Here is a 23,925-nt window from a genome sequence, read left to right on the forward strand (position 1 = left end):
CTCGGTCAGCCGAGGCCGAGGAACAGCCCAGCCAGCGCCGCGCTCATCAGGTTGGACAGGCTGCCCGCCGCCAGCGCCCGCATGCCCAGCCGGGCGATGACGGGGCGCTGGTTGGGCGCGAGCCCACCCGTGACCGCCATCTGGATCGCGATCGACGAGAAGTTGGCAAAGCCGCACAGTGCGAAGGTGACGACACCCACCGTGCGCGGGCTGAGGCCGGTATCCTTGCCCAGTTCGATGAAGGCGACGAATTCGTTGAGTACGATCTTGGTGCCGAACAGTCCGCCGGCCTGCAGCGCCTCATGCCAGTCAGGCGTGGCGAGCAGGTAGAAGATCGGCGCGAAGATGTACCCGAGCAGCAGCTGGAACGTGACGTCGGCATAACCGAACCACCCCGCGATCCAGCCAACCAGCCCGTTGGCGAGCGCGATCAGCGCCACGAACGCCAGCACCATCGCCCCCACTGCCACCGCCAGCCCGACGCCGGTCTGCGCGCCTTGCGCGGCGGCCATGATGATGTTGGCGGGCTTCTCGTCGTTATGCGGAACCTCGACCGGCACGTCGTCGTGAACCGTGGGCTGGTGGGTCACGTCGGCGCGATTGAGCGCGGCGGCGGCCATTCCGGCGGGCGGGTCGCCATGCTCGAGCAAGCCGTCGGCGCGAACGATGTCGGTAGGGCGCGGATCGGGCATGATCATCTTGGCCATGAAGATGCCGCCCGGCGCCGACATGAAGGCGGCGGCCACCAGATAGTCGATGCGGATGCCCATGCTGGCGTAGGCGGCCAGGATCGTTCCCGCGACCCCGGCGAGACCTACCGTCATCAGGCAGAATAGCTGCGAGGGGGTCAGGCTGGCGAGATAGGGCCGGACCACCAAGGGCGATTCGCTTTGCCCGACGAAGATGTTCGACGCGGCGGACAGGCTCTCGATCTTGCTGATCCCGGTCACCTTCTCCAGCGCGCCGCCGATCCAGCGGATCACCAGCGGCATGATCCGCAGGTAGTACAGGATCGAGATCAGCGAGGCGAAGAAGATGATCACCGGCAACGCCGAGATCGCGAAGCTCTTGCCGCCGATCGCCGGGCTGGCGAGGTTGCCGAACAGGAACTCGATACCGGCGTGCGCATAGCCCAGCAGGCTGTCGACCCCGCGCGCCGCGCCGCCCAGGATCGTGCGACCGACGGGGACATAAAGCACCAGCGCCGCGAAGCCGGCCTGCAACGCGAAGGCCGCGCCCACCACCCGCAGTCGGATCGCGCCGCGGTTTGTCGAAAGCAGGAAGGCGACGCACATGATGAGGACGATGCCGATTAGGCTGTAGGCAACGTGCATCGGCCGCGGGTTCCTTGTCGGGAGAGGGAAGGTGCCTGAAAGTGGGGCAGAAACTAGATGGCGGGGCGGTTAGCCGCTAGTGCAATTCTGCCGCCTTGGTCTAGACCCTGCGCCATGTCATCCCATCTATCCGCGCCTAACCCGCCAGCGACGATCGCCATCCCGCGCGCCCTGTTCGTCTTTTCGCTGCTGTACGGCGGGCTGGTGGTGCTCGCCGGCGTGCTGGGTACCAAGCTGGCATCGCTGGGTCATTGGCCGGTGCTGGGCGATCTGGCGGTCGAAAGCGGCATCTTCGCCTTCCTGTTGCTGGTCGTGATGTCGAGCGCGGTGGCCGAGCTTTACGGGCAGGCGACCGCCAACCGGCTGGTGCGGTTCGGCTTCCTGCCCCTGATCGTGTCGATGATCCTGCTGTCGCTGGTGATCCATGTCGTTCCGCCGGCGCCGTTCTGGGGCGATCAGCAGGCATTTGCGCGGTTGCTGGGGCAGGGCGCCCGGATGCAGTTCGCCGGGCTGTGCTCCTATGGCATCTCGCAGACGCTCAACGTCTATCTCTTCTCGCGGCTGGCGGGTGGTACGCAGGCGGGGCGCGGGGGCAAGCTGCTGATCCTGCGCGCCTGGATCGCCAGCCTGATCTCGCAGATCGTCGATACGGTGATCTTCATCACGATCTCGTTCTACGGCACCATCGATGCCGCGGGACAGGCGATGCCGGTCGGATCGATCATGGAAGGGCAGATCATCTCCAAGGTGGTGCTCTCGACCATCATGGTGCCGCCCTTCATCTGGCTGTTCGTACGGCTGGGGCGCAGACTGGACGCCTGAGGGCGCGCGAAAAGCCCTTCAAATCGGCACGCTCCGGCTCTAAGCGGCGAAGCGATGACCGAACCGCACGATCCCGCCATGCTCGCCAAGGCCGCGACGCTCGTCGACGCGCTGCCCTATCTGCAACGCTACGCCGGCCGCACTTTCGTGGTGAAGTACGGCGGCCATGCGATGGGCGATCCCAACCTTGCGCGCGATTTCGCACATGACGTCACGCTGCTGAAAGCGGTGGGCATCAACACCGTGGTGGTCCACGGCGGTGGCCCGCAGATCGGCGCGATGCTCAAGACCATGGGCGTGGTATCGCAGTTCGTCGATGGTCTGCGCGTCACCGATACCCAGACCGCAAAGGTGGCCGAGATGGTCCTGTGCGGCGCGATCAACAAGGAGATCGTCGGCTGGATCGCGCAAGCCGGCGGCAAGGCGATGGGCCTGTCCGGCAAGGACGGCGGCATGGTCACCGCGCGCAAGGTGCAGCGCACCGCCAAGGATCCGGACAGCAACATCGAACGGGTGATCGACCTGGGCTTCGTGGGAGAGCCCGATGCGATCGACATCGGCGTGATCGAGACCGTCTCCAACGCCGGGATGATTCCCGTCATCGCCCCGATCGCGCCGGGTGCCGATGGCCAGACCTATAACATCAACGCCGATACGATGGCCGGCGCGATCGCCGCCGCTCTTGGCGCTGCACGGCTGTTCCTGCTGACCGATGTCGCGGGCGTTCTCGACAAGCAGGGCGAACTGCTGCGCGACTTGCGCCCCGCCGATCTCGCCCGATTGCAGAGCGACGGTACGATCTCGGGCGGCATGATCCCCAAGCTGGAAACGTGCCTGATGGCGGTCGAAGCGGGTTGCGAAGCGGCCGTTGTGCTTGACGGACGGGTCTCACACGCCATGTTGTTGGAAATATTTACACAGGAAGGCGCCGGCACGCTGATACGGGCGGGCTGACAGCCATCCGCGGGGGATCCCGTCAGACAAGGGCAGGGGCGAGAAGTCATGCGTAGCCGAACCGCTCAACTGCTCGCCGTCATTGCCGCCGGCACGGTCCTGGCGCTTGCCGGGTGCAAGCAGGACGAAGCACCCGGGGTGTCGCCCACGCAGACGGTCGAATCGGCCGAGGCGACGGAGACGGTGCCGAGCGATCAGCCATCGGCCTGGTCTTCCGGCGCGGCGAACGGAGTCGCCGCCGATCTCGACATGGGCGCACTCGACGAGCGCCGCGATCCCGAGCGGCTGCTGCGCTTCTACACCAGCGCGATCCGCGTCGGCGACTGGGCGAGCGCGGCCAAGGCGTGGAGCCTCGATGCGACGATGACCCCCGAAAAGCTGGCCGCGCAGTTCGATGGCGATGCGGGCCCCAAGCTTGCCCTTGGTCGCGGTGATTGGGAGAATGCGGCAGGCTCGCTGTTCTACGAGACCCCGGTCACGGTCGACTTTCCCGATGGCCGCGAATCGCGTCGCGGCAGCATCGTCTTGCGCCGCGCGAACGACGTGCCCGGCGCCAGTGCGCTGCAACTGGTCTGGCGGATCGAGCGCAGCTCCATCGTCCCGCAATAAGGCGCCGGACGACGGTCCCGATGCTGGGCAGAGGACGGAAGGTATCGGCACGCACCACCAAGCTTGTGCGCGATGGGTGCGCTCGGCTATCAGCGGCCCCGACATTCCAAGCGAAAGGCACGCTCCTTGATCTTCCTCACCCTGTTCGAGATCGTCGGATACGTCATCTCGGTCATACTGATGCTGGTGATCGTGCAGTTCGTGCTCAGCCTGCTGATCTCGTTCAACGTGGTCAACACCAGCAACGACTTCGTCGCCGCGGTGTGGAAGGCGGTCAACGCGCTGCTTGAACCGCTGCTGCGTCCGATCCGCCGCATCCTGCCTGCAACCGGCTCGATCGACTTTTCGCCGCTGGTGCTGATCGTCAGCCTCGAGATCCTGCGCATCATACTGCGCAACCTGGCGATCGCCTCGGCTACCGGCGGCCTGTGAGCGACGGATCGGTGAGCGGCGAATCTGCCATCAAAGGCAACCGCATCGACGGCAAGGCCTTCGCCGAGACGCTGCGCGCGCGCGTGGCCGAGGCTGCCGCGACATTCGAGGCCGCCGCCGGTCGCAAGGCGGGCCTTGCGGTGGTGCTGGTTGGTGAGGATCCGGCGAGCCAGGTCTATGTCCGCTCCAAGGGCAAGCAGACGCTGGCGAGCGGGATGAACAGCTTCGAGCACAAGCTTCCGGCGGACACCAGGGAGGCCGATCTGCTGGCCTTGGTTGAGACGCTCAACGCCGATCCGGCGGTCGACGGCATCCTCGTCCAGTTGCCGCTGCCCGCGCATGTCGACGAGCAGAAGGTCATCGCCGCGATCAGTCCGGACAAGGACGTCGATGGCTTTCATGTCATCAATGCAGGGCGCCTGGCGGTGGGGCAGCCTGGCTTCGTGCCGTGCACCCCGCTCGGTTGCCTGATGCTGCTCAAGGATCGGCTCGGCTCGCTCTTGGGCCTCGATGCGGTGGTGATCGGGCGATCGAACATCGTCGGCAAGCCGATGGCGCAACTGCTGCTGGCCGAAAGCTGCACCGTCACCGTTGCCCACAGCCGGACCAGGAACCTGGCCGAAGTCGTGCGCCGCGCGGATATCGTCGTCGCCGCGGTCGGGCGGGCCGAGATGGTGAAGGGTGACTGGATCAAGCCGGGTGCGACCGTGATCGATGTCGGTATCAACCGCGTTCCCGCGGCCGAGGCAGGCAAGACTCGTCTGGTGGGCGATGTCGACTATGCCGGTGCGTCGTCGGTCGCCGGGGGGATCACGCCCGTTCCCGGCGGTGTCGGGCCGATGACCATCGCGGTGCTGCTGCGCAACACGCTGGTCGCCGCGCACCGCAATGCCGGCGTGACGCTTTCGGCCGACACGTTGTGAGGTGTTCGGCGGTCGCGCTGGCGACGATCGCAGCCGTCACCGCCAGCGTCGCCAGCCACGAAGTGACAGCCAGGCCGAAGCGTCCGCCGATCCGCTATGCCAGCCCTGCGGCGATCGTCGCCGCCGATGTGGCGATGTCGCAGCTTGCGCAACGCAAGGGACAGTGGGCGGCGATGCGCGATATGGCGACGGAGGATGCGATGCTGTTCGTGCCGCAGCCGACGATCGCCCGCGCCTGGCTCAAGGCGCAGCAACCCACCGCAAGGCCCGCCGCCTGGCAGCCGCAACAGGTCTGGCTGAGTTGCGATGGATCGCTGGCGGTCAGCTATGGCGCCACGCGACTGGCAGCGGGCGGGCCGGGGTATTATACCACCGTCTGGCAGCGTCAGAAAAAGGGCGATTACAAGTGGGTCATGACCCAGAGTGACGGGTTGGCGGCGGCGCTTGCCGCGCCCGACATGATTGGCGCCGGCGTCGCCACCTGCGATCGCACCGCGCGGCCCCAGCTGGCTCCGGGCGCGCCTGTGCCGCCGCCGCCGGCCTTTCCCGCCGGAACCCGCGGCGGCTGGAGCGATGATCGCACGCTCAGCTGGGCGGTCGCCGTCGATGGTACATGTGGACGCGCGCTGACCGTCAGCCTCCATCGGGGCTTGGGCAAGCCTATGGAGCCGGTCCTGCAGAAGCAGGTCGCCGGCAGCGCCGGTTCGGCGTGTCCCGCATCATGATCGATCCGCAACTCGGCGCGTTGTTCGTCTCCGCCTTCGTGACCCTGTTCGTCGTGATCGATCCGCCAGGTTGCGCGCCGATCTTCGCCGGTCTGACCAGTGAAGCCACCGCCGTTCAGGCCCGATCGATGGCGGTGCGCGCCTGCTTCATCGCCACCTGCATCCTGTTCACGTTCGCGTTGTTCGGCGAACGCTTGCTGTCGGCGCTGCATATCGAGCTCAATTCGTTCCGTATCGCCGGTGGGATCATGCTGTTCCTCATCGCACTGGAGATGGTGTTCGAAAAACGCACCCAGCGCCGCAGCGAGCGGGCCGACAGAGTGCGCGCGCACGGTGATGATGCGCCCGAATTCAACGATGTTTCCGTATTCCCGATGGCGATGCCGATGCTGGCGGGCCCGGGCTCGATCGCCACCGTCATGCTGTTGATGAGCCGGGCCCAGGGCACCGAGGCGACGCTGGCGATCCTGGCGGCGCTGGTCGCGGTGCTGCTGCTCTCGCTTCTGGCACTGCTGGCGGCGGGGCCGCTGATGCGGCTGCTCGGCGATCAGGTGGAGGCGGTGATTACCCGGTTGTTGGGCGTGTTGCTGGCTGCACTTGCGGCGCAATACGTGATCGACGGCATCCGCGAGGCGATCTGAACGGATTCCGTCGGACCGGACGGCTTGGCGATCACTGCAGCGTGATGCCCTTGTCGTCGTCGTCATTATCGGTGCGGCCGAAGAACTGCATCAGCTGCACCAGCAACTCGCACCGTTCGGACACCCCGCCCGCTTCCAGCAGTGCCTGCTTGGCGGCGGGATCGAACGGTGCGATCTGCGACACGCCGTTGATCAACGACACGTCGTCCAGCCGCGAAACCTGATCCCAGTCGACGCTGTAGCCCTGCGCATCCGCGAAGCGACGCGCTTCGCGTTCGAAGCTGGCGCGCTCGATCGCGGCAAGCGGTTGCGGTGCTTCGGGCAGCAGTTCGCCCTCGACCTGACGGAACGGTGTGGTGACGTCCAGTTCCCGGATCACGCGAAACCGCGATTCGCCTTCGAGGACGATATTATAGCGCCCGTCCTCCATCGCCTCGACATCGTCGATCCGGCCCAGGCATCCCACCGCGAACAAGGGTGCGCCCTCGACCGCGCGTTGCGGCTGGATGATCCCTATCCGGCGATCGCGTACCAATGCATCACCCACGAGCGCGCGATAGCGCGGCTCGAAAATGTGCAACGGCAGTTGCAGGCCGGGATAGAGGATCGCACCGGGCAGCGGGAAGATCGAGATGCGCGCCATTCCGCGCGTCAGCCGAACAGGATCGTGGAGAGCTTGCGCCGCGTCGATGCGACCCATGGATCTTCGAGACCGATGGCTTCGAACATCTGCAGCAGCTTGGTCTTGGCGGCGCCTTCGTTCCATTCGCGGTCGGTGCCGATCATCGCCAGCAGGGTCGCCGCCGCCTCGTCGCGCTCTCCGGCGGCAAAGGCTGCCCCGGCAAAGGCGAGCTGCGCGTCCATGTCGTCGGGTCGCTCGGCGGCGGCGGCCCGCAGGGCGACCAACTCGCTGTCGTCGGGGCGATCCTTGGCAAGCGCGAGAGCGGTGCGCGCCCGCTCGATCAGCGGATCGGCGGCGAGCGCGGGGTCGATCTCGGCCAGCAGGCCTTCGGCTTCCTCGAACTGGCCGTTCGCGATCAGCGCACGAAGCAGCCCCGCGTGCGCCTCCGCACTGTCGGGTACCATGTCGAGGATCTGCGCGAAGATGCCGATGGCACGCTCGCCATCACCGGCCGCCAGCACGTCCTCGCCCATGGCCAGCAATGGCGCTATATCGGGTGCGGGCGCGTCTCCCGCCTGGACGGGCAGCTTGGCGAGCAGCTGGTCGATGGATGCGCGCAGCTGGGATTCGTTGCGTGCGCTTGTCAGATCGGCGACCGGCTGCCCCTGGAACATCGCATAGACGGTCGGGATCGATCGCACCTGGAACTGCGAAGCGATGAACTGCTCTTCATCGACGTTTACCTTGGCCAGCACCACGCCCTTGTCGGCATAATCGGCGGCGACCTTTTCCAGAAGAGGCGTCAGCGCCTTGCACGGGCCGCACCACTCGGCCCAGAAGTCGAGGATGACCAGTTTGGTCATCGACGGCTCGGCCACCTCCTGCCGGAAGCGGTCGACCGATTTCTGTTCTTCGAGGTTGAGTCCCATGCTCGCCAAAAGGTGTGCTCCCGCAATTTCGTTCGTCGCCCCTAGATCGCGATCCCGGACGGCTTTGTGAAGAGCGAATGCTTCCAAGAGGCCTGCGTTCCGGATTGTTGAGGTCGAAGATGCGTTTTTGGCTTGCGGCCCTCACAACCCGATGCTAACGGCGCGCCTCACCCCGGCACGCCAGCCATTTGGCAGCGTTCCGTAAGCGTCTCGAGCGGGCGTAGCTCAGTGGTAGAGCACAACCTTGCCAAGGTTGGGGTCGAGGGTTCGAATCCCTTCGCCCGCTCCAGTTTCCCTGCCGCAGTCATGCGGCAAGGTGCTGATAGATAGCAGGGTGGCCCCCACAAGGTCATCGCGCAGACAGGTTCGTCGCCGGACTGGCATCGAGCCTTGCTGCACCTCTTCATGCAAACGAAAAAAGCGGAACATCGGCTGTGAACCGATGTCCCGCTCTTGTTATTTAATGCGTCAGGCGGCCAATGCGTCAGGTGGCCGGCCCGGGCTTTGTAGTGCCCGGGGTTTGCCCAACCTTGTGCGTCAGACCACGCGGCGGCGCGTCGCGGCAGTCGCGCCGACACCCGATGCGGCGGCACCGACCAGCAGGGCCAGAACCAGCACGAACGAGGTTCCGGCAGCGGCACCGGCAGCGGCGTCGGTCGCCGTCTTGGCGGTGGCGACGGTGTCGTCCTTGGTCTTGGCGAACTGCTGCTTGGCGCGGGTCACCTGAGCCTGGGCCTCGTCACGGCTGATCTTGCGCTGAGCGGCGACGATGTCGACGATGCGGCCTTCAGCCTGCTGACCCTCTGCACCGCCACGGGCCAATGCCGGCAGCTGCTTGGCGATTTCGGCCTGCGCCTGCTCGGTCGTCATCTGCGCAGGGTCGCTCGGCGCGTCCGAGAGGTAGCGGGCGGCTTCGCTGCGCACGTCGGTCTTGTCGATCCCGGCGATGGATGCGGCGGCGGGAACTGTCGCGCCCACCGTGGCACCGGCCGCGCCGGCAACCGCGGTGACGGTGCGGAACGCGCCGCCGATGATGCCGCCCACGACCGAGGTCAGCAGGTACAGCGTGAGCAGCAAGGTCACGCCCCACACGACGAGGCCATGGACCAAGCCGTCGAAACGATCATGCACGCCGGCGACGCGTGCCGCGGCGTAACCACCGGCACCCAGTGCGATGATCGTGGTGATCAGCCAGTAGATGCCCGCGCCGATGCCGAAGCCTGCCGCGCCCGGCGTCGTGCCTTCGGACGGGTCGACCATCGTCAGCCCGATTCCGGTGCCAAGGATGCCGAGCACGATCTGGATGGCGACGGCGAGAATCACGCCGGCGAAGATCGCGCCCCACGAGATGCGGGCGCGCGTCTTGGGGGCGCGCAGTTCATCGACCGGCATTGGGCCGGCTGTTACTATGGTAGCCATTGTTCACTCCTGTTGAGATGTCTTGCCGTCTCGGGACTGGACGGATTACTTGGGACTTCGTGATTTCCTGGGTTTGCCGGGGGTGGTTCCGGTCGCTTCTCTCTCGGCGGCGCCGCGCTTTTGCTCGGCGTCGTCTCCGATCAGCTTGCCGATCGCTTCGTGTACCGACGCCTTGGCCGCGGCGGCCGGGGCATCGGGATCGGAGGTTCTGGCCACACCGCCGGTTTTGGCGGACTTGGCCGGGTCGTCGCTGGTTCGCTTGCCGGTCATGCCCGTGTCTCCCGCTTGGTTTTGTCGATCGTCAGGCTCTCACCATCGAAGCCGCGCGCACGCGCCCAGGCGACCGCCGCGATGCGGCGATGGACGCCGATCTTGGCGTAGATCCGCGCGACATGGTTGCGCACGGTGTTGCTGGCGACGTCGAGCGTGCGCGCGATGGTCTTGTCGTCATAACCGCGACAGATCAGTGCCAGCACGTCACGTTCGCGGGCGGTCAGATCGTCGAGGCCGGGGCCGCTGACTTCGGGTTGCGGCGTGCGCAGCCGCGCCAGCTTGTCCATGATCGAGCGGCTGAACCAGCTGGTGTCCTTCATCACCGCCTCGATCGCCTCGACTAGTTCGAGTTCGGTCGCCTTGCGTTGGGTGATGTCCTGAAAGGCCCAGAGAACGCAGGTGTTTTCGCCCAGGCGCACCCGCTCGGTCGCGACCAGACAATCGATGATCGCATCGTCCTTGGCGTGGACGCTGGCCTCGTAACCGCGCAGATCCTGACCGGCCTCGATCAGCGTCTCGATGTCGTGCCGGGCTTCGCCGCTGTCCCACAGCCCGATCTCGCCCAGCGGCTTGCCGATGATCTCGGCGGCGGAATAGCCGGTCAGTTGCGAGAAGCTGGCGTTGACTTCGCACAGCAAGTGACCTTCCCGCACGCCGATAGCCATCGGCACCGGTGCCATCTGGAATGTGCGGGTGAACAGTTCCTCGCTGTGCCGCAAGGCGTCCTGCGCCTTGCGACGGGGTTCGAGGTCCGCAAAGGTGAACAGCATGCACGGCTGCTCGTCCATATCGATGGGTTGACCGGCCACGATCACCAGCTTGGTGCCGCCTTCGGGCAATTCCAGTTCGGCTTCCATCTGCGGAATGGTGCGCCCTTCCGCCAGGCGCTCCTTGGCCAGATCGCGGCGTTCGGCGTTGCGCAGCAGGTCGACGTCGTAGACGGTCTTGGTCAGCACCTGATCGCGGACCAGGCCGGTCATTTCCAGAAAGCCCTGATTGACCTTGATGTAGCGCAGATCCTCCAGCCGGCATATGACCGCCGGCGCCGGATTGGCGTTGAAGGACTGCTCGAAGCGCTGCTCCGCTTCGTACCGCGCCGAAACGTCCTGGATGATGAGCACCAGGCACGCAGGCTCGGCATCGTCCGCGTCGTTGAGGACCAGGCTGCGCACCTGATGCACCCAGCGCGGGCTCTCCTCGCCCGCGACGGTGACTTCGACCACGACCTGGGAAAAAGAGTCGCCGGCCACCACCCGGTCGATCGGATAGTCATCCGCCTCGAGCCGATGGTTGTTGCGGTAGCGCAACTGGAACCGCGATCGATATTCGTCGACCGTGGCCCCAAGTTCGGGGATGGTCTCCACCCCGTGCATCGCCAACGCGGCATCGTTCGCCCAAAGCAGGCTCTGGTCGGGATCGATGAGGATCACGCCCTCGTCCAGTCCAACGATGATCTGGCGCAAATGGCGCAGATCGGCGGTCTCTCTCAGGGTCTTGAACGATGCCGTCGCCATGGTCGATCTCAGCGGCGTGCGTGGATGAACCAGGCCAGCGCATAGCCGGCGACACCGGCGGCAAGCGCCCAGATGGCGGGCTGCTCGCGGACGGTATCGACTGCGACCTTGCCACCATGCTGCGCAGCATCGGTCGCCCGCTCGCCTGCCGCCTTCAGGCGATCACGCGCTTCGTCGGCCAACTCGGGGGCGCTGTCGACGATGTCGCCGACGATGGACTTGGCCCGGCCATAGGCGTGCTGGGTACCACCGGCGACCTGGTCGACAACGCCGTCGACTTGCCAGTCACGGCTATCGACCGTGTCGCCGATCGTCTTCTCGACCTTGCCGCCAACATAGCGGGCGCCGCCCGCAAGTTCGTCCTTGTTCATGGTTCTTGATCCTGTTGTACTACTGGGGGAAAGGGAGGGTGTCAGGGTACGACGTTGCAGGCTGCCGCAGCCTTGCCGACGGCCAGCACGATCGCGGGGTCCCTGATCTCGCCGGCGACCCGCAACAGGTCGGCGGCGGTCAGGGTGCCGGGATCGGCGTCATCCTTGCGGTAGGCGGCCGCGCCCCGACCGAGTTGCTGCAGTTGCCCGATCGAGAGCTCGCCCTGCAGGCGGGTGCCGACGCAATCGGCACGCGCCGGGTCAAGCCCGTAGCGCTGCAGTCCGGTGGAAATCCGCGTTGCCGGTGCTGCGCACGCGGCGAGCAAGCCCGTGCCAAGCACCAATATAGATATGGCCTTCATTGCTGACCCTCTTGCCGACGTTTCGCGAACTGCGAGGCCGGTGTTGGCGGATCAACAGGTATGACGCTGCTACGTTCCTGGTATTTTCGCGCGGATTTTTAGGTTCAAAAGCACCATAATAAAACGACTCGTCTGGCGATTTAGCTCGCTCTGCGGAGAAAAAGGCAATGTTTTCTGACCGGTCTATCGGGCGACGGGACTACCATTCTTCCCTCTACGCAGACCAGCCGCCGGCGACTTTCCCCGGCCAGACCTTTGTCGGACAGGGCAGTCCATCTTCGTGAGCGAACGGCATGGGTACTGGGAAACTTCACGCCGACGAGCACGCAGCAGTCGCGGCGAAATCGGGAAGCAACCTGGCGACATTGGCTGCAACAGACACCGCATGGTTCGTCACTTCGGGCAATCCCATCAACTCGCCGAACGTTCCGCGTGCCAGAGGGCCGGCCACGAAGGCGTGCGGGGTCGCACCATGGGGGCCGAGGAGGCGGCTGGCCTCGTCCACCGCGATCCCCAGACCCGTGGCATCGGGCATGAGCGATCCTGACGCGCGAAGCTCGGCGAGGAAGGGCTGCGAGTTCAGGATACTGCCATGACCCGGCCCGGTCGTGGCGATGACCGCATCGAATTCCCTGGTTTGCAAAGCCCCGTTGCGGCTGCGCATGGTGACGGCGAACCGGCCGGATACCATTGCGGCGCGGCGGATCGACGCCGCCTCGATCGATAGTGTTCCTTCCGCGATCCGGCGGTCGAGGATCGCACCGATCTGCGGGGCGATGCGGAACCGGTGGGTGTCCCAGAAGGGCCGTAGATGGCGGATCAGCCGGCGTCGTTCGGCCAGCGGCAGGGCTTTCCAGATGTCGGGACCCTGGATCCGCAGGCGGTCGAACAGGCCCTGCCATGCGCCGCCGGCCTGCAAGGTCGAACGGACGCGGCGAAGCAGGCCGAGCGCGGTGTGCGATGGTCGGGTCAGGAAGTCTCCGAACGGCTCGACGTGGCTTTGCGCATGGCTATGCGATCGCTGGCCGCGCCGGGAGATCGCCGTGATCGATCCGCGATGTCCTTGTGTATCGAGCGTGGCGATGGCGTCCGCCATGGTCAATCCGGTGCCCACGACCAGCACGCGGTACTCGGCCGCGATCGGCGCCAGCGCATCGGGTACCCAGGGATCGGCGATGAACCTGGGGTTTGCGCCAAACGCCTGGGCGAGCATGGCGGGCGGCACCGGTGGCGGATGGCTGGTGGAGATGACGATGATGTCGGCGGCAAAGACCTCCCCTGCGTCGGTGGTCAGCGACCAGCCGCTGCCGTCCTTCGCCACCGAGACGATCCGGGCGCGATGATGCTCGATCCGGCCGCTCGTGATCAATGGGTCCAGCTGCTCCGCGACGTAGCGGCCAAACAGCCGGCGAGCGGGATAGGACTGGCCGTTGCGCAACGTCGCCTCCGGATCGCGTGCCAGCGCACCTTGCGCTGCAAGCCAGCGCGCGAAGTGGTTTTCGTCGTCGGGCAGCAGCGTCATGCGCGCGGCGGGCACGTTGATGCGATGGACCGGATCCTGCGTCGAGTACGCGACACCCCGCCCGATCTCGGCGCGCGGCTCGAAGACCAGGATGCGCGAGTGATCATCCGTAAGGGACGCAAGGTGATAGGCGACCGCGGCTCCGGTGAAGCCGCCGCCGATGATCGCCACCGTCGGTACGGTAGGTGAGGTGTAGGGCATGGGCACTCAGGATTGCGAGGCGCGGACCGCGGGGCGGTGGTCGCCGGCGATGGTCTCGCCGAACGGGCCCATGTTGCTGGCGGCGGCGGTGGTGCGGTGGCCATGCGCGAGGGGGAGACGGGGCAGCACCAGCTCGCCGAAGCGGTAGGCTTCCTCCAGATGCGGGTATCCCGACAGGATGAAGCTGTCGATGCCGATCCGCCGGTATTCGTCGATGCGTTCGGCGACGGTTTCGGGATCGCCCACCAGTGCCGTGCCCGCGCCACCGCGCACCAGGCCGACGCCGGCCCACAAGTCGGGGCTGACCTCCAGCCGGTCGCGGCGGCCCCCGTGCAGCTTGCTCATCCGGGCCTGCCCGACGGAGTCCATCCGCGCGAACACACTTTGTGCGCTGGCGATGGTCTCGTCGTCGAGCCGGCTGATCAGCGCATCGGCGGCGGCCCAGGCCTGCTCACGGGTCTCGCGCACGATGACGTGCAGCCTGATCCCGAACGAGACCTCGCGCCCCTGTTCGGCAGCCAATGCGCGGATCGTCGCGATCTTGGCGGCGACGGCGGCCGGCGGTTCGCCCCATGTCAGGTACTTGTCGATGGTCTTGGCCGCGACCCGGTTGCCCGCTTCGGACGATCCGCCGAAGTAGAGCGGCGGGTAGGGCGTCTGCACCGCCGGGAACAGCAGCCGCCCGTCGGCGATGCGGAAGTGCTTGCCCTCGTGCTCGACCAATTCGCCGCGCAGCAGCGCGGTGTAGATGCCCAGGAACTCCTCGGTCACCTCATAGCGCTCGGCATGGTCGAGGAAGATGCCGTCACCGCCGTTCTCCACCGGATCGCCGCCGGTGACGACGTTGATCAGCAGCCGCCCGTTCGAGATGCGGTCGAGCGTCGCGGTCATCCGCGCGGCGAGCGTGGGCGACTGCAGCCCGGGCCGCACCGCGACGAGGAACCGCAGTCGCTCGGTCGCGGGGACGAGCGCGGAGGCCACCACCCAGCTATCCTCGCAACTGCGCCCGGTCGGCAGCAGCACGCCGTAGTAGCCGAGCGTATCGGCGGCCTGCGCGATCTGTCGCAGGTAGGGCAGGTCGACCGCCCGACCGCCCTCCTGCGTGCCCAGATAGCGGCTGTCCCCGTGCGTGGGCAGGAACCACAGCACGTTTATCTTGTCGGGTGCGCTGGTGCTCATCGGTTCAGCTCCAGGCATGCAACGGCGGGTTTTCGCCGTTGAGGTAGTAGTTGCCGACGATTGCGTATTTCCACCGCACCGGGTCGTGGAGCGTGTGCGTGCGGGCATTGCGCCAGTGCCGGTCGAGGCCGTGCTCGGCGAGCGTCGAGCGGGTGCCGGCCAGTTCGAACAGCTTGTTGGTGGCCTCGATCGCGATCTCGGTGCTGAGGATCTTGGCCTCGGCGGTGGTGATCTGCGCCGTCGCCACCGCATCGGCATTCGGGTTGGCGACGGCCTCGTCCACGGCGATGGCGGCACGGTCCAGCAGGGCGCGGGTGGCGTTGAGGCGTAGTTGCAGCGCTCCGATCGCCTGGATCACGTATGGGTCTTGCCACGCATGGTCGAAGCCGCTGTCGACCCAGGCGCGCGACTTCTCGCGTACGAAGGTGATGGTCTCGGCGATAGCCGCTGCGGCAATGCCGGTGTCCACCGCGACCTGGATGATCTGGAAGATGGCGCCATCGGCGGTCGGCTCCGCATAGCCCTTGTAGCCTGGGACCACGTGACTCTTGGGCACGCGAACCTTGTCCAGGATGACGGTTCCGCTCAGCGTCGTGCGCTGGCCGAACGCGGACCAGTCGTCGATCACGGTCAGCCCCGGCGCGGCGCGGTCGGCGATGGCGTAGAAGGCGCGGCCCTCGTCATCCAGCGCGACGATCGGCACCAGGTGCGCGAGCAGCGCGCCGGTGGCGTAGAACTTGCGGCCCGAGACGATGACGTCGTCTCCGTCCTCCACGAACGTGGTTTCGAAATCGGCGGCGCGTTTCGATCCGAATTCCGAGAAGGCGTTGCCGAAGCGGGTGCCTTCCAGCACCTGCTTGAACAGCAGCGCCTGCTGCGCCTCGTCCGAGGTGGTGCGGATCGCGGCGACGACGCCGATGTGGTTCTGTGGGATCTGGCCCAGCGACGGATCGGCCGCCGAAATGATGTCGATCACTTTGACGATGGTGCGATACGACAAGTCCGGTCCGCCGAATCGCTTGGGCACGTTGAGCGACCACAAGCCGCTTTGCGAGAACGCGTCGAGCTCGGCCAGCGGCCAGATCCGTTCGCGGTCGCGGTGGGCCGCGCCCTTGGCGAACTGGGCCGCGAGGCGTTCGGCGACGGCGATCGCCTCGGCATCGTCACGGATGACATGGGCGGGAGCGTCGGGCCGGGCGACGGCGGGGACGCCGGTCGGAGTGGCCGGCGCGGCGGGAGCATCCTTGAGAAGCGTAGTCATGCGGACTCCTGTCAATGGATCTGGGTGTTGGATGGGGGGGAAAGCGTCCCCGCTTGGGGTTCGATGGAGCTGCCGCCGATCGCGCCGATGCGGATCAGGCGGGCGCGCACGATGTTGCGGCTGATGCCCAGCAGCCTGGCGGTCTGAACCTGGTTGCGCTGGCAGTATTCGAAGGCCGCCAGGAACACCCGGTTCTCGATCTGCTCGAACAGCTCGTCGCCGCCCTGCTCGAAGATCTCCGACAACGAGCCTTCCAGATCGACCGCGGCCGGCTGGTGGCCGCTACCGTGATGAGAGGGCGGCGCGGCGACTTGCGGGCCGGAGGTGAGTTGAAGGTCGGCAGGCCGGATCAGTCCGTCGTCGCACACCAGCAGCGCGTGGTGGATGGCGTTCTCCAGCTCGCGGATGTTGCCCAGCCAGTTGTGCCGCACGAGCGCGCGTTCGGCCTCCGGCGAGAGTTCGGCGTGGGCATAGCCGAGGCGGTCGCGGTGCTGTTTGAGGAAGAAATGCGTGAGCGGCAGAATGTCGCGCGGTCGATCGCGCAAGGCCGGCAGCGTCAGCGAGGCGACGCGCAGGCGGTAGAACAGGTCCTCGCGAAAGCGCCCCGCCGACACCGCGCCTTCGAGCTGGACGTTGGTGGCGGCGATCACCCGCACGTCGATCGGGCGCGAGGTGCGCGATCCCACGCGCACCACCTCGCGCTCCTGCAGCACGCGCAGCAGCTTCACCTGCATGCTGAGCGGCAGGTCGCCGATCTCGTCGAGGAACAGGGTCCCGCCGTCCGCCGCCTCGAACCAGCCCTCCTTGGCGGCGACGGCTCCGGTGAACGCGCCGCGCTCGTGGCCGAACAGTTCGCTTTCCACCAAGGTTTCGGTAAAAGCGCCGCAATTGACCGCGAGGAACTGACCGTCCTTGCGACGGCTGAGATCGTGGACGTGGCGCGCGACGATCTCCTTGCCGGTGCCGGTCTCGCCGACGATCAGGACGTTGGCCTCGCTGGGCGCGAGCCGCTCGATGCGGTCGAGCAGTGCGCGCGAAACCGGGTCCTCGAACACCAGCGCGGAGGCCCGCACCGACTTGGTCAGCGATCGCGGGTGCGGGTAGGTCAGCAGGGATTTGATCTGTGCCATGGCGGGCTCCGTTCGCGCTTCGTCAGGCCGGGATGGCTTGCAGGACAGCGGGTGCCGTGGTCGGCAGGCCCAGGTATGTCGACCAGATTTCCGGATGATGGAGCAGGTCTGCGGCGGTGCCGGAAAGGCGGATGGCGCCGTTCTCCAGCACATGGGCGTCCTGCGCGAAACGCAAGGTCAGTGCGACGTTCTGTTCCGCGATCAGGATGGCGACGCCATGCTCGCGGTTGAGCGTGGCGACGGTCTCCAGGATAGTTTCGGCGATCTGCGGGGCGAGGCCCATGGTCGGTTCGTCCAGCAGCAGCAGCCGGGGCGTTCGCACCAGCGCCCGCTCGATCGCCAGCATCTGCTGCTCGCCGCCCGAGAGCAGCGCAGCAGGCGTACGGCGGCGGCCGGCAAGCTGGGGGAAGCGGGCGTACGCCTGCTCCAGCGCGGCGCGGGTCTCCGCCCGGGACAGGCGGAGCGCGGCGGCGGCGGTCAGCAGGTTCTCCTCCACCGTCATCGGCAGGAAACAGCGCCGCCCTTCCAGCACTTGCGCGATCCCGCTCGCCACCAGCGCGTGGGGACTTTGCCGGGCGATATCCCCGCCGTCGAACCGGATCGCGCCACGCGTCACGCGGCCACGATCCAGTTCGAGCAGGCGGGAGATTGCGCGCAAGGTCGTCGTCTTGCCCGAGCCGTTGGCGCCGATGAGCGAGACGAAGCCACCTTCGGGCACGGCGAACGCGATGTCGCGCACGGCCAGAATCGCCTGATCGTAGCGGATCTCCACGTTCTCGACTTCGAGGATGTTGCGCATGGTCTCGCCTTCGCCTTGCCGGTCAGCTCTTCGAGCAGTCGCGCGGGGTGATGCCCTTTTCGCGGGCGTACTGGCGCGCCGATGCCTCGATGATCGGGCGCAGCAGCGGACGGTCGGCCTGGATCCAGTCGCTGATGACGTTCCATTTGGTGCCGTCCCACTGCTGGAATCGCACGGCGCCGCCGCCCTCGTGGTCGGAGCACGACAGCTTGAGCGGCTGGACCAGCCCGACCGCGCCCAACGCCTTGAGGCGGGCGTCGTCGATGTTCAGGTGCTCGAACCCCCAGCGCACTTCCTCGCCGGTCAGCGGGCGCTTGCCGAATTTGGCCTGCGCGACGCGAACCGCCTCGACGTTGAGGATGCCGTTCACCACGCCCAGGTTGTAGTACACCGTGCCGAAGCGCTTCGGGTCGGTAAGGTTGCCCTTGCCCTTGTCGATCACCTGCGCCTTGATCTGCTGCAGCACGGGGAAGCTGGTGCCCGACGGGTGCGTGGTGATCGAGATGAAGCCCTTGGCGGCGTCCCCGGCGGGCGCGGCGTCTTCTTCCGAATTGCTCCAGATGTTGCCGATGATGTGGTCCGCCGGGAAGCCGACCTTGCGCGCGGTTTTCAGCGCTACCGGGTTCATCACGCCCCAGCCGCGCAGGATCACCCATTCGGGGTTGAGCTGACGGATCTTGAGCCATTGCGACTGCTGCTCGTTGCCCGGATGCGGCACCTCGATCTTGTCGACCGTGATGCCATAGCGCGCCGCCAGCGTGTCGATCACGCCGTTGGTCTCCTTGCCGTAGGGCGAGCCGTGATAGAGCACGACGATGTGCTTGCCGCGCAGCTTGTTGAGGCCACCCGCCTTGCTGCCGATCCAGTTGAAGATCGCCGAGACCTCGCTGTAGGGGTTCAGCTGGAGCGGGAAGACGTAGGGAAACACGCTGCCGTCGGTGGAGTCCGTGCGGCCGTGGTTGATGGTGATGAGCGGGATCTTGTCGGTGGTCGAACGGTCCAGCGTGGCATAGGCGATGCCGACCGAGAGCGGGTTTGTGGCCGCCGTGGGCGATCCATCGGCGCTTTTCTTGAGCCGTTCGTAGCATTCGACGCCCTTCTCGACGTCGTACTCGGTCTCGCACTCCGCCCACGTCAGGGGCACGCCGTTGACGCCGCCCTGCGCGTTGATCAGCTGCATGTAGTCGATGAAACCGCCGAAGAAGCCGCTGCCACCGGCCGCATAGGGACCGACGCGATAGCTCTGCAGCGGGAAGTATTGCGACTTGCCCGGCGCGGCCGAGACGCCCCCCTGCTGGGTCGTGTCGGCCTGCTTGTGGCAGCCCGACAGCAGGGCGAGCGTCGCCGCGGCGGACAGACTCAGGAACGACTTGGACGAATACTTAAGCATGCACGGCAACTCCTACTGGCGGGATTTCGTCAGGCCGATCCAGCTCGAGCGGGTACGGAGTGTGCGGTCCAACAACCTTGTCAGACCGTCGGGTTCTGCGACGAGGAAGAAAATGATGAGCGCGCCGAAGACGACCTTCTGCGCGTTTTCGAGCAGCGCGGGGTCGAGGCTTGGGCCGGCGATGGCGCCACCGACCACGCTCAGTGCGACGGGCAGCAGGACGACGAAGGCCGCACCCAGGAAATTGCCCCGGATGCTGCCGAGGCCGCCCAGGATGATCACGAACAGGACCTGGAACGAACGGTCGAGGTCGAAGCCGGCGGGCTCCACGGTGCCAAGATAGGTGAAGGCCCATAGCGCGCCGGCGATTCCGAGCAGGAACGAACTGACCGCGAAGGAGAGCAGCTTGGCCCGACCGAGCGGAATGCCCAGCGCGGCGGCGGCAAGGTCCATGTCGCGCACCGCCATCCACGCGCGCCCCGTGGGGCTGTCGATCAGGTTGCGCGCGAGCAGCGTCAGCACTGCGACGATGCCCAGGGTGTAGCCATAGCGGCCGGCGGGATTGTCGAGGTCGAAACCGGCCAGCGTCAGCGGCGGCGCGGTGATGACGCCCGATGCGCTGCCATTGGTGAACCAGCCGTACTGCGACAGGACCCAGGGCACGAAGAACTGCGCGGCGAGCGTCGAGGCGATCAGGTAGAAGCCTTTGACGCGCAGGCTGGGCAGTCCGAACAGCACGCCGAACGCCGCGGCGACGAACCCGCCGGCGACGATCGCGGGCAGCAGGGTGAAGCCCGGCACCCGCAGGTGGATGTTGTAGGTCGCGAAGGCACCGATCGCCATGAACGCCGCCGATCCCAGCGAAAGCTGGCCCGCGTATCCGGTCAGGATGTTGAGGCCAAGGCCCGCGAGCGAGAGGATCAGGATCGGCACCAGCACCGCGCCGAACAGGTAGTCGGAGCCGATCGCGAAGGGCACGATCGCGGCTATAATGATCGCCAGCATCGGTGCGAGAGCGCGGATACGCGGGGTTTGGGGCAGGGCGGCGGCAAGGGGTGCGGGCAGGCTGGCCATGGCTCAGATCCTCGCCCAGGTGCGCTGGCCGAACAGGCCGGTCGGGCGCGCCATCAGGAACACGAGCGCGAGGGCGTAGGCGAACCAGCCCTCCACGCCGTTGCCGATGGTGGGGCCAAGATAGATCGCCGCCAGGCTCTCGCCCGCGCCCACCAGCACGCCCGCGACGATCACGCCGCCGATCGAGGTAAAGCCACCGATGATGAGGACGGGCAGCGCCTTGAGCACGATCAGCGAGAGCGAGAACTGCACGCCCGATCGCGCGCCCCAGATCAGCCCGGCGACCAGCGCGACGAACCCGGCAAGGCTCCAGGCGATCACGGTCACGCGGTCGAGGCGGATGCCGATCGACAGCGCCGCGAGCGGATCGGCGGCGACGGCGCGCAGCGACAGGCCGAGGTTGGTCTTGCCCGTGACCAGCGCCAGGACGATCACGAGGCTGCCGGCGATGGCGGTCGCGGCGATGTCGAAGCTGCTGAGCGAGAGGCCCCCGACCGACACCGGATCGTCGGAGATGCCCAGATCCAGCGCATGGACCTGCGTGCCCCAGGCGATCTGGGACAGGCCCTCGAAGATGTAGCTCAGCCCCAGCGTGGCCAGGAACAGGGTGCTGACGGAGCGGTTGGAAAGCGGGCGCAGCACCAGGCGCTCGATCGCGAAGGCCGCCGCGATCAGCAGCAGCAAGGTGGCGCCGAACGCCAGCCAGAACGGCACGCCGCGCTCGACCAGATTCACGAACGTGAGCGCGGCGAACAGGATCATCGACCCTTGGGCGAAATTAAACACGCCCGAGGCGCGATAGATCAGCACGAAACCGATGGCGACGAGCGCGTACATCACGCCCGACAGCGCGCCTGCGACCAGCACTTCGAGAAAGAATTGCATCGCGCGCCCCTTAGTGCCGCGTGCCGAGATAGGCGGCGATCACTGCGTCATCGGCGGCGACTGTTGCGGGCAGACCATCCGCGATCACGCGCCCGCGATCGAGAACCACCAACCGATCGGCCAGGGTCAGCACCACGCCGATGTCATGTTCGATCAGCACCACGGTGGTGCCGCGGATGTCGCGCGCGGCGCGGATCGCGGAGACCATCTCGTGCTTTTCATCCGGATTCATCCCCGCCAGCGGCTCGTCGAGCAGCAGCGTTTGCGGGGCCATCGCGAGGGCGCGCGCCAGCTCGACCCGCTTCTGCGCGCCATAGGGCAAGGCGGACACGAGCGTGTGGGCGTGATCCTGCAATTCCAGCGAGGCGAGTGCATCGAGCGCCAGCGTGCGGTTTCGACGATCCTCGTTGCGGGCGGCGCGGGTGCGGAACAGGTAATGCGGCCAACCGGCCTTGCCGTGCAGGGCGCGGCCGGTCAGCACGTTGTCGAGCACCGTCATGCCGCCGAACAGCCCGAGGTTCTGGAACGTTCGGACGACACCGGCCCGCGCCACTCGCCGCGGCTGCAGGCGGTCGAGCCGGGTGCCTCCGATCGACACGCCGCCGCGATCGGCGCGATAGAACCCGCTCATGACATTGAGCAGCGAACTTTTGCCCGCGCCGTTGGGTCCGATCAGCCCGACGATCTCGCCGCGCCGCACGTCCAGGCTGACATCGCGCAGCACGTCCAGCCCGCCGAAGGCCAACGAGATGTCGTGCAGCGCGATGGCCGAGCGGGACGGATCGTCCCCCTGCGGTGCGAGGGTGTGCGGCGCAGCCATGATCAGACCGTCTCGAGCGTGCGCGCGTCTTCCAGCGCCCGCACCAGTGGCAGGACGTTGCGGCCGAAGTATTCGACCTCCTCCTGGAAGTGCAGGAAGGCGGACAGCACGAGGTCGACGCCGACGGCCTTGAGCGCGACGATGCGCTCGGCGATCTGCTCGGGGGTGCCGATCAGGTTGGTCTTGAAGCCGTCGTTGTACTGGACCAGATCCTCGAACGTCGACTTCGCCCAGTTGCCTTCGCCTTCAGGGGACGCGCGACCGGCCTGCTTGGCGGCATCACCGAACGCGTTGACCGCTTCGGGATCGGCCTGGGCGATGATGTCGTCGAGGACGGCACGGGCTTCGGCTTCGGTGTCGCGGGCGATGATGAAGGCATTGACGCCGACCTTCACGGTCCGCCCCTCGGCGGCCGCCTTGGCGCGCAAGTCGTCGATCTGGGCGCGTATGCCCTCGACGCTGTTGCCGTTGGTGAAATACCAGTCGGACACGCGCGCCGCCATGTCGCGCGCGGCGCGTGAGCTGCCGCCCTGGAAGATCTCGGGGTGGGGCTGCTTCAGCGGCTTGGGGCGCAAGGTGTAGTCGGTGAAGCGGTAGAAATCGCCGCGGAAGCTGAAGTTGTCGGTCGTCCAGATCCCCTTGAGGGCGCGGATGAACTCCTCGGAGCGGCGATAGCGCTCGTCGTGCTCCAGCCAGTGCTCGCCGATCGCGGTGAACTCACCCTTGAACCAGCCGCTGACGATGTTGACCGCGACGCGCCCGCCGGTGAGCTGGTCGATCGTCGCCAGTTGCTTGGCGGCGACCGCCGGGTTCCACGGTCCGGGCAGGATCGCGGCGATCACCTTCAGCTTGGTGGTCGCCGCCAGCAGGGCGTGGGTGAAGGCCACCGGCTCATGCTGGAATTCGGCGCCATAGCCGGCGGTGAAGCGGATTTGCGACAGTGCGTAGTCGAAGCCGTTGGCCTCGGCGATCTGCGCCAGCTTGCGGTTGTAATCGATGTCCCAGCTGGTGCGCTGCTCGATCTTGCTGACGACCAGGCCGCCGCTGACGTTGGGCACCCAGTAGGCGAACTGGATCGGGCTCTTCGATGCATCGGTCATGATGATGTCCTCGCAGGTGTTCAGAGTTGGGCGATGAAGGGTTGGCGCAAGGCGGGCAGGCGGCGCGCGTCGGGGCGGATCAGCCACGGCAGCGCGTGATCGACCGCGAGCGCGATGCGATCGGCGACGGCCTTGCTGGCAAGCCGGTAGTCGTCGAAGTCCGCCTCGCTGGCGTAGATGCCGAGCGGCAGGGCGAGCGCCTGGAAGAAGCCGAACAGCGGCCGAAGCTGGTGCTCGATCATCAGGCAGTGGCGCTCGCTGCCGCCCGTCGCGGCCAGCAAGACCGGCCGGCCGACGAGCGATTCATGGCCGACGAAGTCGAACAGGTGCTTGAGCAGGCCGGTGTACGAAGCGCGGTAGACCGGGGTCGCGACGACGAGCGCGTCGGCGGTTTCGATGGCCTGGATGTCGGCGAAGACGCGTGGGGGCAAGGCGCCACGGTTCAGCGTGGCGCCGACCTCGGCACCGATCTCGCTCAGCTTCACGAAATGGACGTCGATCGGCAGCGCGACCGCCAGCTCGCCGACGATCGCGTCCAGCAGAACCTCGGTTCGCGACGGCTGCTGCAAGGCGCCCGATATGGCAACGATCCGCAAGGGCTTGGTCATCTCGTTCTCGTTTCTTCGCAATGCAC

The 23,925-nt window shown here is 66.8% G+C and carries 26 protein-coding genes and 1 tRNA gene; 8 read left to right on the forward strand and 19 right to left on the reverse strand.

All coding sequences use genetic code 11. The features are described from left to right. Nucleotides 1-5 precede the first annotated feature (5 nt). On the reverse strand, nucleotides 6-1,334 hold the full coding sequence (locus ACXJ1Z_RS09015) for a NupC/NupG family nucleoside CNT transporter (protein ID WP_463781093.1): 1,329 nt from the start codon (nucleotides 1,332-1,334) through the stop codon (nucleotides 6-8). A 114-nt stretch (nucleotides 1,335-1,448) separates the two neighbouring features. Here ACXJ1Z_RS09015 and ACXJ1Z_RS09020 point away from each other — a divergent pair, with 114 nt between their 5' ends. The 7 genes from ACXJ1Z_RS09020 to ACXJ1Z_RS09050 all read left to right on the forward strand — a co-directional run bounded on the left by ACXJ1Z_RS09020 (nucleotide 1,449) and on the right by ACXJ1Z_RS09050 (nucleotide 6,440). Beyond that, entirely contained in the window at nucleotides 1,449-2,156 is a 708-nt protein-coding gene (locus ACXJ1Z_RS09020; protein WP_463781094.1) for a queuosine precursor transporter, read from the forward strand. Between the two features lie 54 nt (nucleotides 2,157-2,210). Continuing rightward, nucleotides 2,211-3,110 (forward strand): acetylglutamate kinase, encoded by a 900-nt coding sequence (gene argB, locus ACXJ1Z_RS09025; RefSeq protein ID WP_463781095.1) that lies wholly within the window; start codon nucleotides 2,211-2,213, stop codon nucleotides 3,108-3,110. Between the two features lie 48 nt (nucleotides 3,111-3,158). Continuing rightward, complete coding sequence (locus ACXJ1Z_RS09030) at nucleotides 3,159-3,719, forward strand: hypothetical protein (RefSeq protein WP_463781096.1); 561 nt, start codon at nucleotides 3,159-3,161, stop codon at nucleotides 3,717-3,719. Nucleotides 3,720-3,845: 126 nt separating this feature from the next. Continuing rightward, the gene (locus ACXJ1Z_RS09035) at nucleotides 3,846-4,151 is read left to right on the forward strand and encodes a YggT family protein (RefSeq protein ID WP_463781097.1); all 306 of its coding nucleotides are present in this window, start codon (nucleotides 3,846-3,848) and stop codon (nucleotides 4,149-4,151) included. Nucleotides 4,152-4,162: 11 nt separating this feature from the next. After that, nucleotides 4,163-5,074, forward strand: a complete 912-nt coding sequence (gene folD, locus ACXJ1Z_RS09040) for a bifunctional methylenetetrahydrofolate dehydrogenase/methenyltetrahydrofolate cyclohydrolase FolD (RefSeq protein WP_463781098.1) — start codon at nucleotides 4,163-4,165, stop codon at nucleotides 5,072-5,074. Then, nucleotides 5,071-5,799 carry a Cif family virulence factor gene (locus tag ACXJ1Z_RS09045; RefSeq protein WP_463781099.1) on the forward strand — a complete coding sequence of 243 codons (729 nt, stop codon included), beginning with the start codon at nucleotides 5,071-5,073 and terminating at the stop codon, nucleotides 5,797-5,799. Before folD ends, ACXJ1Z_RS09045 begins: the two co-directional genes overlap by 4 nt. Continuing rightward, entirely contained in the window at nucleotides 5,796-6,440 is a 645-nt protein-coding gene (locus tag ACXJ1Z_RS09050) for a MarC family protein (RefSeq protein ID WP_463781208.1), read from the forward strand. The genes ACXJ1Z_RS09045 and ACXJ1Z_RS09050 overlap by 4 nt, the downstream gene beginning before the upstream one ends. A gap of 31 nt (nucleotides 6,441-6,471) precedes the next feature. Here ACXJ1Z_RS09050 and ACXJ1Z_RS09055 read toward each other — a convergent pair whose 3' ends face one another. Beyond that, the gene (locus tag ACXJ1Z_RS09055) at nucleotides 6,472-7,083 is read right to left on the reverse strand and encodes an LON peptidase substrate-binding domain-containing protein (RefSeq protein ID WP_463781209.1); all 612 of its coding nucleotides are present in this window, start codon (nucleotides 7,081-7,083) and stop codon (nucleotides 6,472-6,474) included. Nucleotides 7,084-7,091: 8 nt separating this feature from the next. Continuing rightward, complete coding sequence (locus ACXJ1Z_RS09060) at nucleotides 7,092-7,991, reverse strand: tetratricopeptide repeat protein (protein ID WP_463781100.1); 900 nt, start codon at nucleotides 7,989-7,991, stop codon at nucleotides 7,092-7,094. Between the two features lie 214 nt (nucleotides 7,992-8,205). On the opposite strand from ACXJ1Z_RS09060, the gene ACXJ1Z_RS09065 reads away from it, so the two are divergent. After that, nucleotides 8,206-8,280, forward strand: a tRNA-Gly gene (locus tag ACXJ1Z_RS09065). A 248-nt stretch (nucleotides 8,281-8,528) separates the two neighbouring features. Here ACXJ1Z_RS09065 and ACXJ1Z_RS09070 read toward each other — a convergent pair. The 16 genes from ACXJ1Z_RS09070 to msuE all read right to left on the reverse strand — a co-directional run bounded on the left by ACXJ1Z_RS09070 (nucleotide 8,529) and on the right by msuE (nucleotide 23,899). After that, nucleotides 8,529-9,410 (reverse strand): hypothetical protein, encoded by an 882-nt coding sequence (locus ACXJ1Z_RS09070; RefSeq protein WP_463781101.1) that lies wholly within the window; start codon nucleotides 9,408-9,410, stop codon nucleotides 8,529-8,531. Nucleotides 9,411-9,455: 45 nt separating this feature from the next. Then, complete coding sequence (locus tag ACXJ1Z_RS09075) at nucleotides 9,456-9,680, reverse strand: hypothetical protein (protein WP_463781102.1); 225 nt, start codon at nucleotides 9,678-9,680, stop codon at nucleotides 9,456-9,458. Then, nucleotides 9,677-11,197, reverse strand: coding sequence for a PAS domain S-box protein (locus ACXJ1Z_RS09080; RefSeq protein ID WP_463781103.1), 1,521 nt, complete (start codon nucleotides 11,195-11,197; stop codon nucleotides 9,677-9,679). The genes ACXJ1Z_RS09075 and ACXJ1Z_RS09080 overlap by 4 nt, the downstream gene beginning before the upstream one ends. Nucleotides 11,198-11,205: 8 nt before the next feature. Beyond that, nucleotides 11,206-11,568 (reverse strand): CsbD family protein, encoded by a 363-nt coding sequence (locus ACXJ1Z_RS09085; RefSeq protein ID WP_463781104.1) that lies wholly within the window; start codon nucleotides 11,566-11,568, stop codon nucleotides 11,206-11,208. 41 nt (nucleotides 11,569-11,609) lie between these two features. Next, on the reverse strand, nucleotides 11,610-11,930 hold the full coding sequence (locus ACXJ1Z_RS09090; protein ID WP_463781105.1) for a hypothetical protein: 321 nt from the start codon (nucleotides 11,928-11,930) through the stop codon (nucleotides 11,610-11,612). A gap of 310 nt (nucleotides 11,931-12,240) precedes the next feature. Continuing rightward, entirely contained in the window at nucleotides 12,241-13,653 is a 1,413-nt protein-coding gene (locus ACXJ1Z_RS09095) for an FAD/NAD(P)-binding protein (RefSeq protein ID WP_463781106.1), read from the reverse strand. Nucleotides 13,654-13,659: 6 nt separating this feature from the next. After that, the gene (ssuD, locus tag ACXJ1Z_RS09100; protein WP_463781107.1) at nucleotides 13,660-14,832 is read right to left on the reverse strand and encodes an FMNH2-dependent alkanesulfonate monooxygenase; all 1,173 of its coding nucleotides are present in this window, start codon (nucleotides 14,830-14,832) and stop codon (nucleotides 13,660-13,662) included. Nucleotides 14,833-14,836: 4 nt separating this feature from the next. After that, nucleotides 14,837-16,093: an SfnB family sulfur acquisition oxidoreductase gene (locus tag ACXJ1Z_RS09105; protein ID WP_463781108.1), complete on the reverse strand. Its 1,257-nt coding sequence runs from the start codon at nucleotides 16,091-16,093 to the stop codon at nucleotides 14,837-14,839. 11 nt (nucleotides 16,094-16,104) lie between these two features. Next, nucleotides 16,105-17,223, reverse strand: coding sequence for a sigma-54 interaction domain-containing protein (locus ACXJ1Z_RS09110; RefSeq protein ID WP_463781109.1), 1,119 nt, complete (start codon nucleotides 17,221-17,223; stop codon nucleotides 16,105-16,107). A gap of 22 nt (nucleotides 17,224-17,245) precedes the next feature. Further along, complete coding sequence (locus tag ACXJ1Z_RS09115; RefSeq protein WP_463781110.1) at nucleotides 17,246-18,022, reverse strand: ABC transporter ATP-binding protein; 777 nt, start codon at nucleotides 18,020-18,022, stop codon at nucleotides 17,246-17,248. A 22-nt stretch (nucleotides 18,023-18,044) separates the two neighbouring features. Beyond that, complete coding sequence (locus tag ACXJ1Z_RS09120) at nucleotides 18,045-19,412, reverse strand: ABC transporter substrate-binding protein (RefSeq protein ID WP_463781111.1); 1,368 nt, start codon at nucleotides 19,410-19,412, stop codon at nucleotides 18,045-18,047. A gap of 12 nt (nucleotides 19,413-19,424) precedes the next feature. After that, complete coding sequence (locus tag ACXJ1Z_RS09125; protein WP_463781112.1) at nucleotides 19,425-20,486, reverse strand: branched-chain amino acid ABC transporter permease; 1,062 nt, start codon at nucleotides 20,484-20,486, stop codon at nucleotides 19,425-19,427. Between the two features lie 3 nt (nucleotides 20,487-20,489). Continuing rightward, nucleotides 20,490-21,371, reverse strand: coding sequence for a branched-chain amino acid ABC transporter permease (locus ACXJ1Z_RS09130; protein WP_463781113.1), 882 nt, complete (start codon nucleotides 21,369-21,371; stop codon nucleotides 20,490-20,492). A gap of 10 nt (nucleotides 21,372-21,381) precedes the next feature. Continuing rightward, nucleotides 21,382-22,191 carry an ABC transporter ATP-binding protein gene (locus tag ACXJ1Z_RS09135; RefSeq protein ID WP_463781114.1) on the reverse strand — a complete coding sequence of 270 codons (810 nt, stop codon included), beginning with the start codon at nucleotides 22,189-22,191 and terminating at the stop codon, nucleotides 21,382-21,384. Nucleotides 22,192-22,193: 2 nt separating this feature from the next. Further along, a complete protein-coding gene (gene sfnG, locus ACXJ1Z_RS09140) occupies nucleotides 22,194-23,291 on the reverse strand; it encodes a dimethylsulfone monooxygenase SfnG (protein ID WP_463781115.1) in 1,098 nt (365 codons plus the stop codon). A gap of 20 nt (nucleotides 23,292-23,311) precedes the next feature. Continuing rightward, a complete protein-coding gene (msuE, locus tag ACXJ1Z_RS09145; protein ID WP_463781116.1) occupies nucleotides 23,312-23,899 on the reverse strand; it encodes an FMN reductase in 588 nt (195 codons plus the stop codon). Nucleotides 23,900-23,925: the final 26 nt, after the last annotated feature.

The organism is Novosphingobium sp. TK46 (assembly GCF_055361525.1).

Excerpts from the sequence above, each read along its gene's own strand:
- ACXJ1Z_RS09030 (WP_463781096.1), top strand. The coding sequence starts at position 3,159 with ATGCGTAGCCGAACCGCTCAACTGCTCGCCGTCATTGCCGCCGGCACG.
- ACXJ1Z_RS09015 (WP_463781093.1), bottom strand. The coding sequence starts at position 1,334 with ATGCACGTTGCCTACAGCCTAATCGGCATCGTCCTCATCATGTGCGTC.
- ACXJ1Z_RS09070 (WP_463781101.1), bottom strand. The coding sequence starts at position 9,410 with ATGGCTACCATAGTAACAGCCGGCCCAATGCCGGTCGATGAACTGCGC.
- ACXJ1Z_RS09090 (WP_463781105.1), bottom strand. The coding sequence starts at position 11,930 with ATGAAGGCCATATCTATATTGGTGCTTGGCACGGGCTTGCTCGCCGCG.
- ACXJ1Z_RS09095 (WP_463781106.1), bottom strand. The coding sequence starts at position 13,653 with ATGCCCTACACCTCACCTACCGTACCGACGGTGGCGATCATCGGCGGC.
- ACXJ1Z_RS09110 (WP_463781109.1), bottom strand. The coding sequence starts at position 17,223 with ATGGCACAGATCAAATCCCTGCTGACCTACCCGCACCCGCGATCGCTG.
- ACXJ1Z_RS09120 (WP_463781111.1), bottom strand. The coding sequence starts at position 19,412 with ATGCTTAAGTATTCGTCCAAGTCGTTCCTGAGTCTGTCCGCCGCGGCG.
- ACXJ1Z_RS09105 (WP_463781108.1), bottom strand. The coding sequence starts at position 16,093 with ATGACTACGCTTCTCAAGGATGCTCCCGCCGCGCCGGCCACTCCGACC.
- ssuD (WP_463781107.1), bottom strand. The coding sequence starts at position 14,832 with ATGAGCACCAGCGCACCCGACAAGATAAACGTGCTGTGGTTCCTGCCC.
- argB (WP_463781095.1), top strand. The coding sequence starts at position 2,211 with ATGACCGAACCGCACGATCCCGCCATGCTCGCCAAGGCCGCGACGCTC.
- ACXJ1Z_RS09125 (WP_463781112.1), bottom strand. The coding sequence starts at position 20,486 with ATGGCCAGCCTGCCCGCACCCCTTGCCGCCGCCCTGCCCCAAACCCCG.
- sfnG (WP_463781115.1), bottom strand. The coding sequence starts at position 23,291 with ATGACCGATGCATCGAAGAGCCCGATCCAGTTCGCCTACTGGGTGCCC.
- ACXJ1Z_RS09130 (WP_463781113.1), bottom strand. The coding sequence starts at position 21,371 with ATGCAATTCTTTCTCGAAGTGCTGGTCGCAGGCGCGCTGTCGGGCGTG.
- ACXJ1Z_RS09055 (WP_463781209.1), bottom strand. The coding sequence starts at position 7,083 with ATGGCGCGCATCTCGATCTTCCCGCTGCCCGGTGCGATCCTCTATCCC.
- ACXJ1Z_RS09075 (WP_463781102.1), bottom strand. The coding sequence starts at position 9,680 with ATGACCGGCAAGCGAACCAGCGACGACCCGGCCAAGTCCGCCAAAACC.
- ACXJ1Z_RS09050 (WP_463781208.1), top strand. The coding sequence starts at position 5,796 with ATGATCGATCCGCAACTCGGCGCGTTGTTCGTCTCCGCCTTCGTGACC.
- ACXJ1Z_RS09085 (WP_463781104.1), bottom strand. The coding sequence starts at position 11,568 with ATGAACAAGGACGAACTTGCGGGCGGCGCCCGCTATGTTGGCGGCAAG.
- msuE (WP_463781116.1), bottom strand. The coding sequence starts at position 23,899 with ATGACCAAGCCCTTGCGGATCGTTGCCATATCGGGCGCCTTGCAGCAG.
- ACXJ1Z_RS09080 (WP_463781103.1), bottom strand. The coding sequence starts at position 11,197 with ATGGCGACGGCATCGTTCAAGACCCTGAGAGAGACCGCCGATCTGCGC.
- ACXJ1Z_RS09020 (WP_463781094.1), top strand. The coding sequence starts at position 1,449 with ATGTCATCCCATCTATCCGCGCCTAACCCGCCAGCGACGATCGCCATC.
- ACXJ1Z_RS09135 (WP_463781114.1), bottom strand. The coding sequence starts at position 22,191 with ATGGCTGCGCCGCACACCCTCGCACCGCAGGGGGACGATCCGTCCCGC.
- ACXJ1Z_RS09115 (WP_463781110.1), bottom strand. The coding sequence starts at position 18,022 with ATGCGCAACATCCTCGAAGTCGAGAACGTGGAGATCCGCTACGATCAG.
- ACXJ1Z_RS09060 (WP_463781100.1), bottom strand. The coding sequence starts at position 7,991 with ATGGGACTCAACCTCGAAGAACAGAAATCGGTCGACCGCTTCCGGCAG.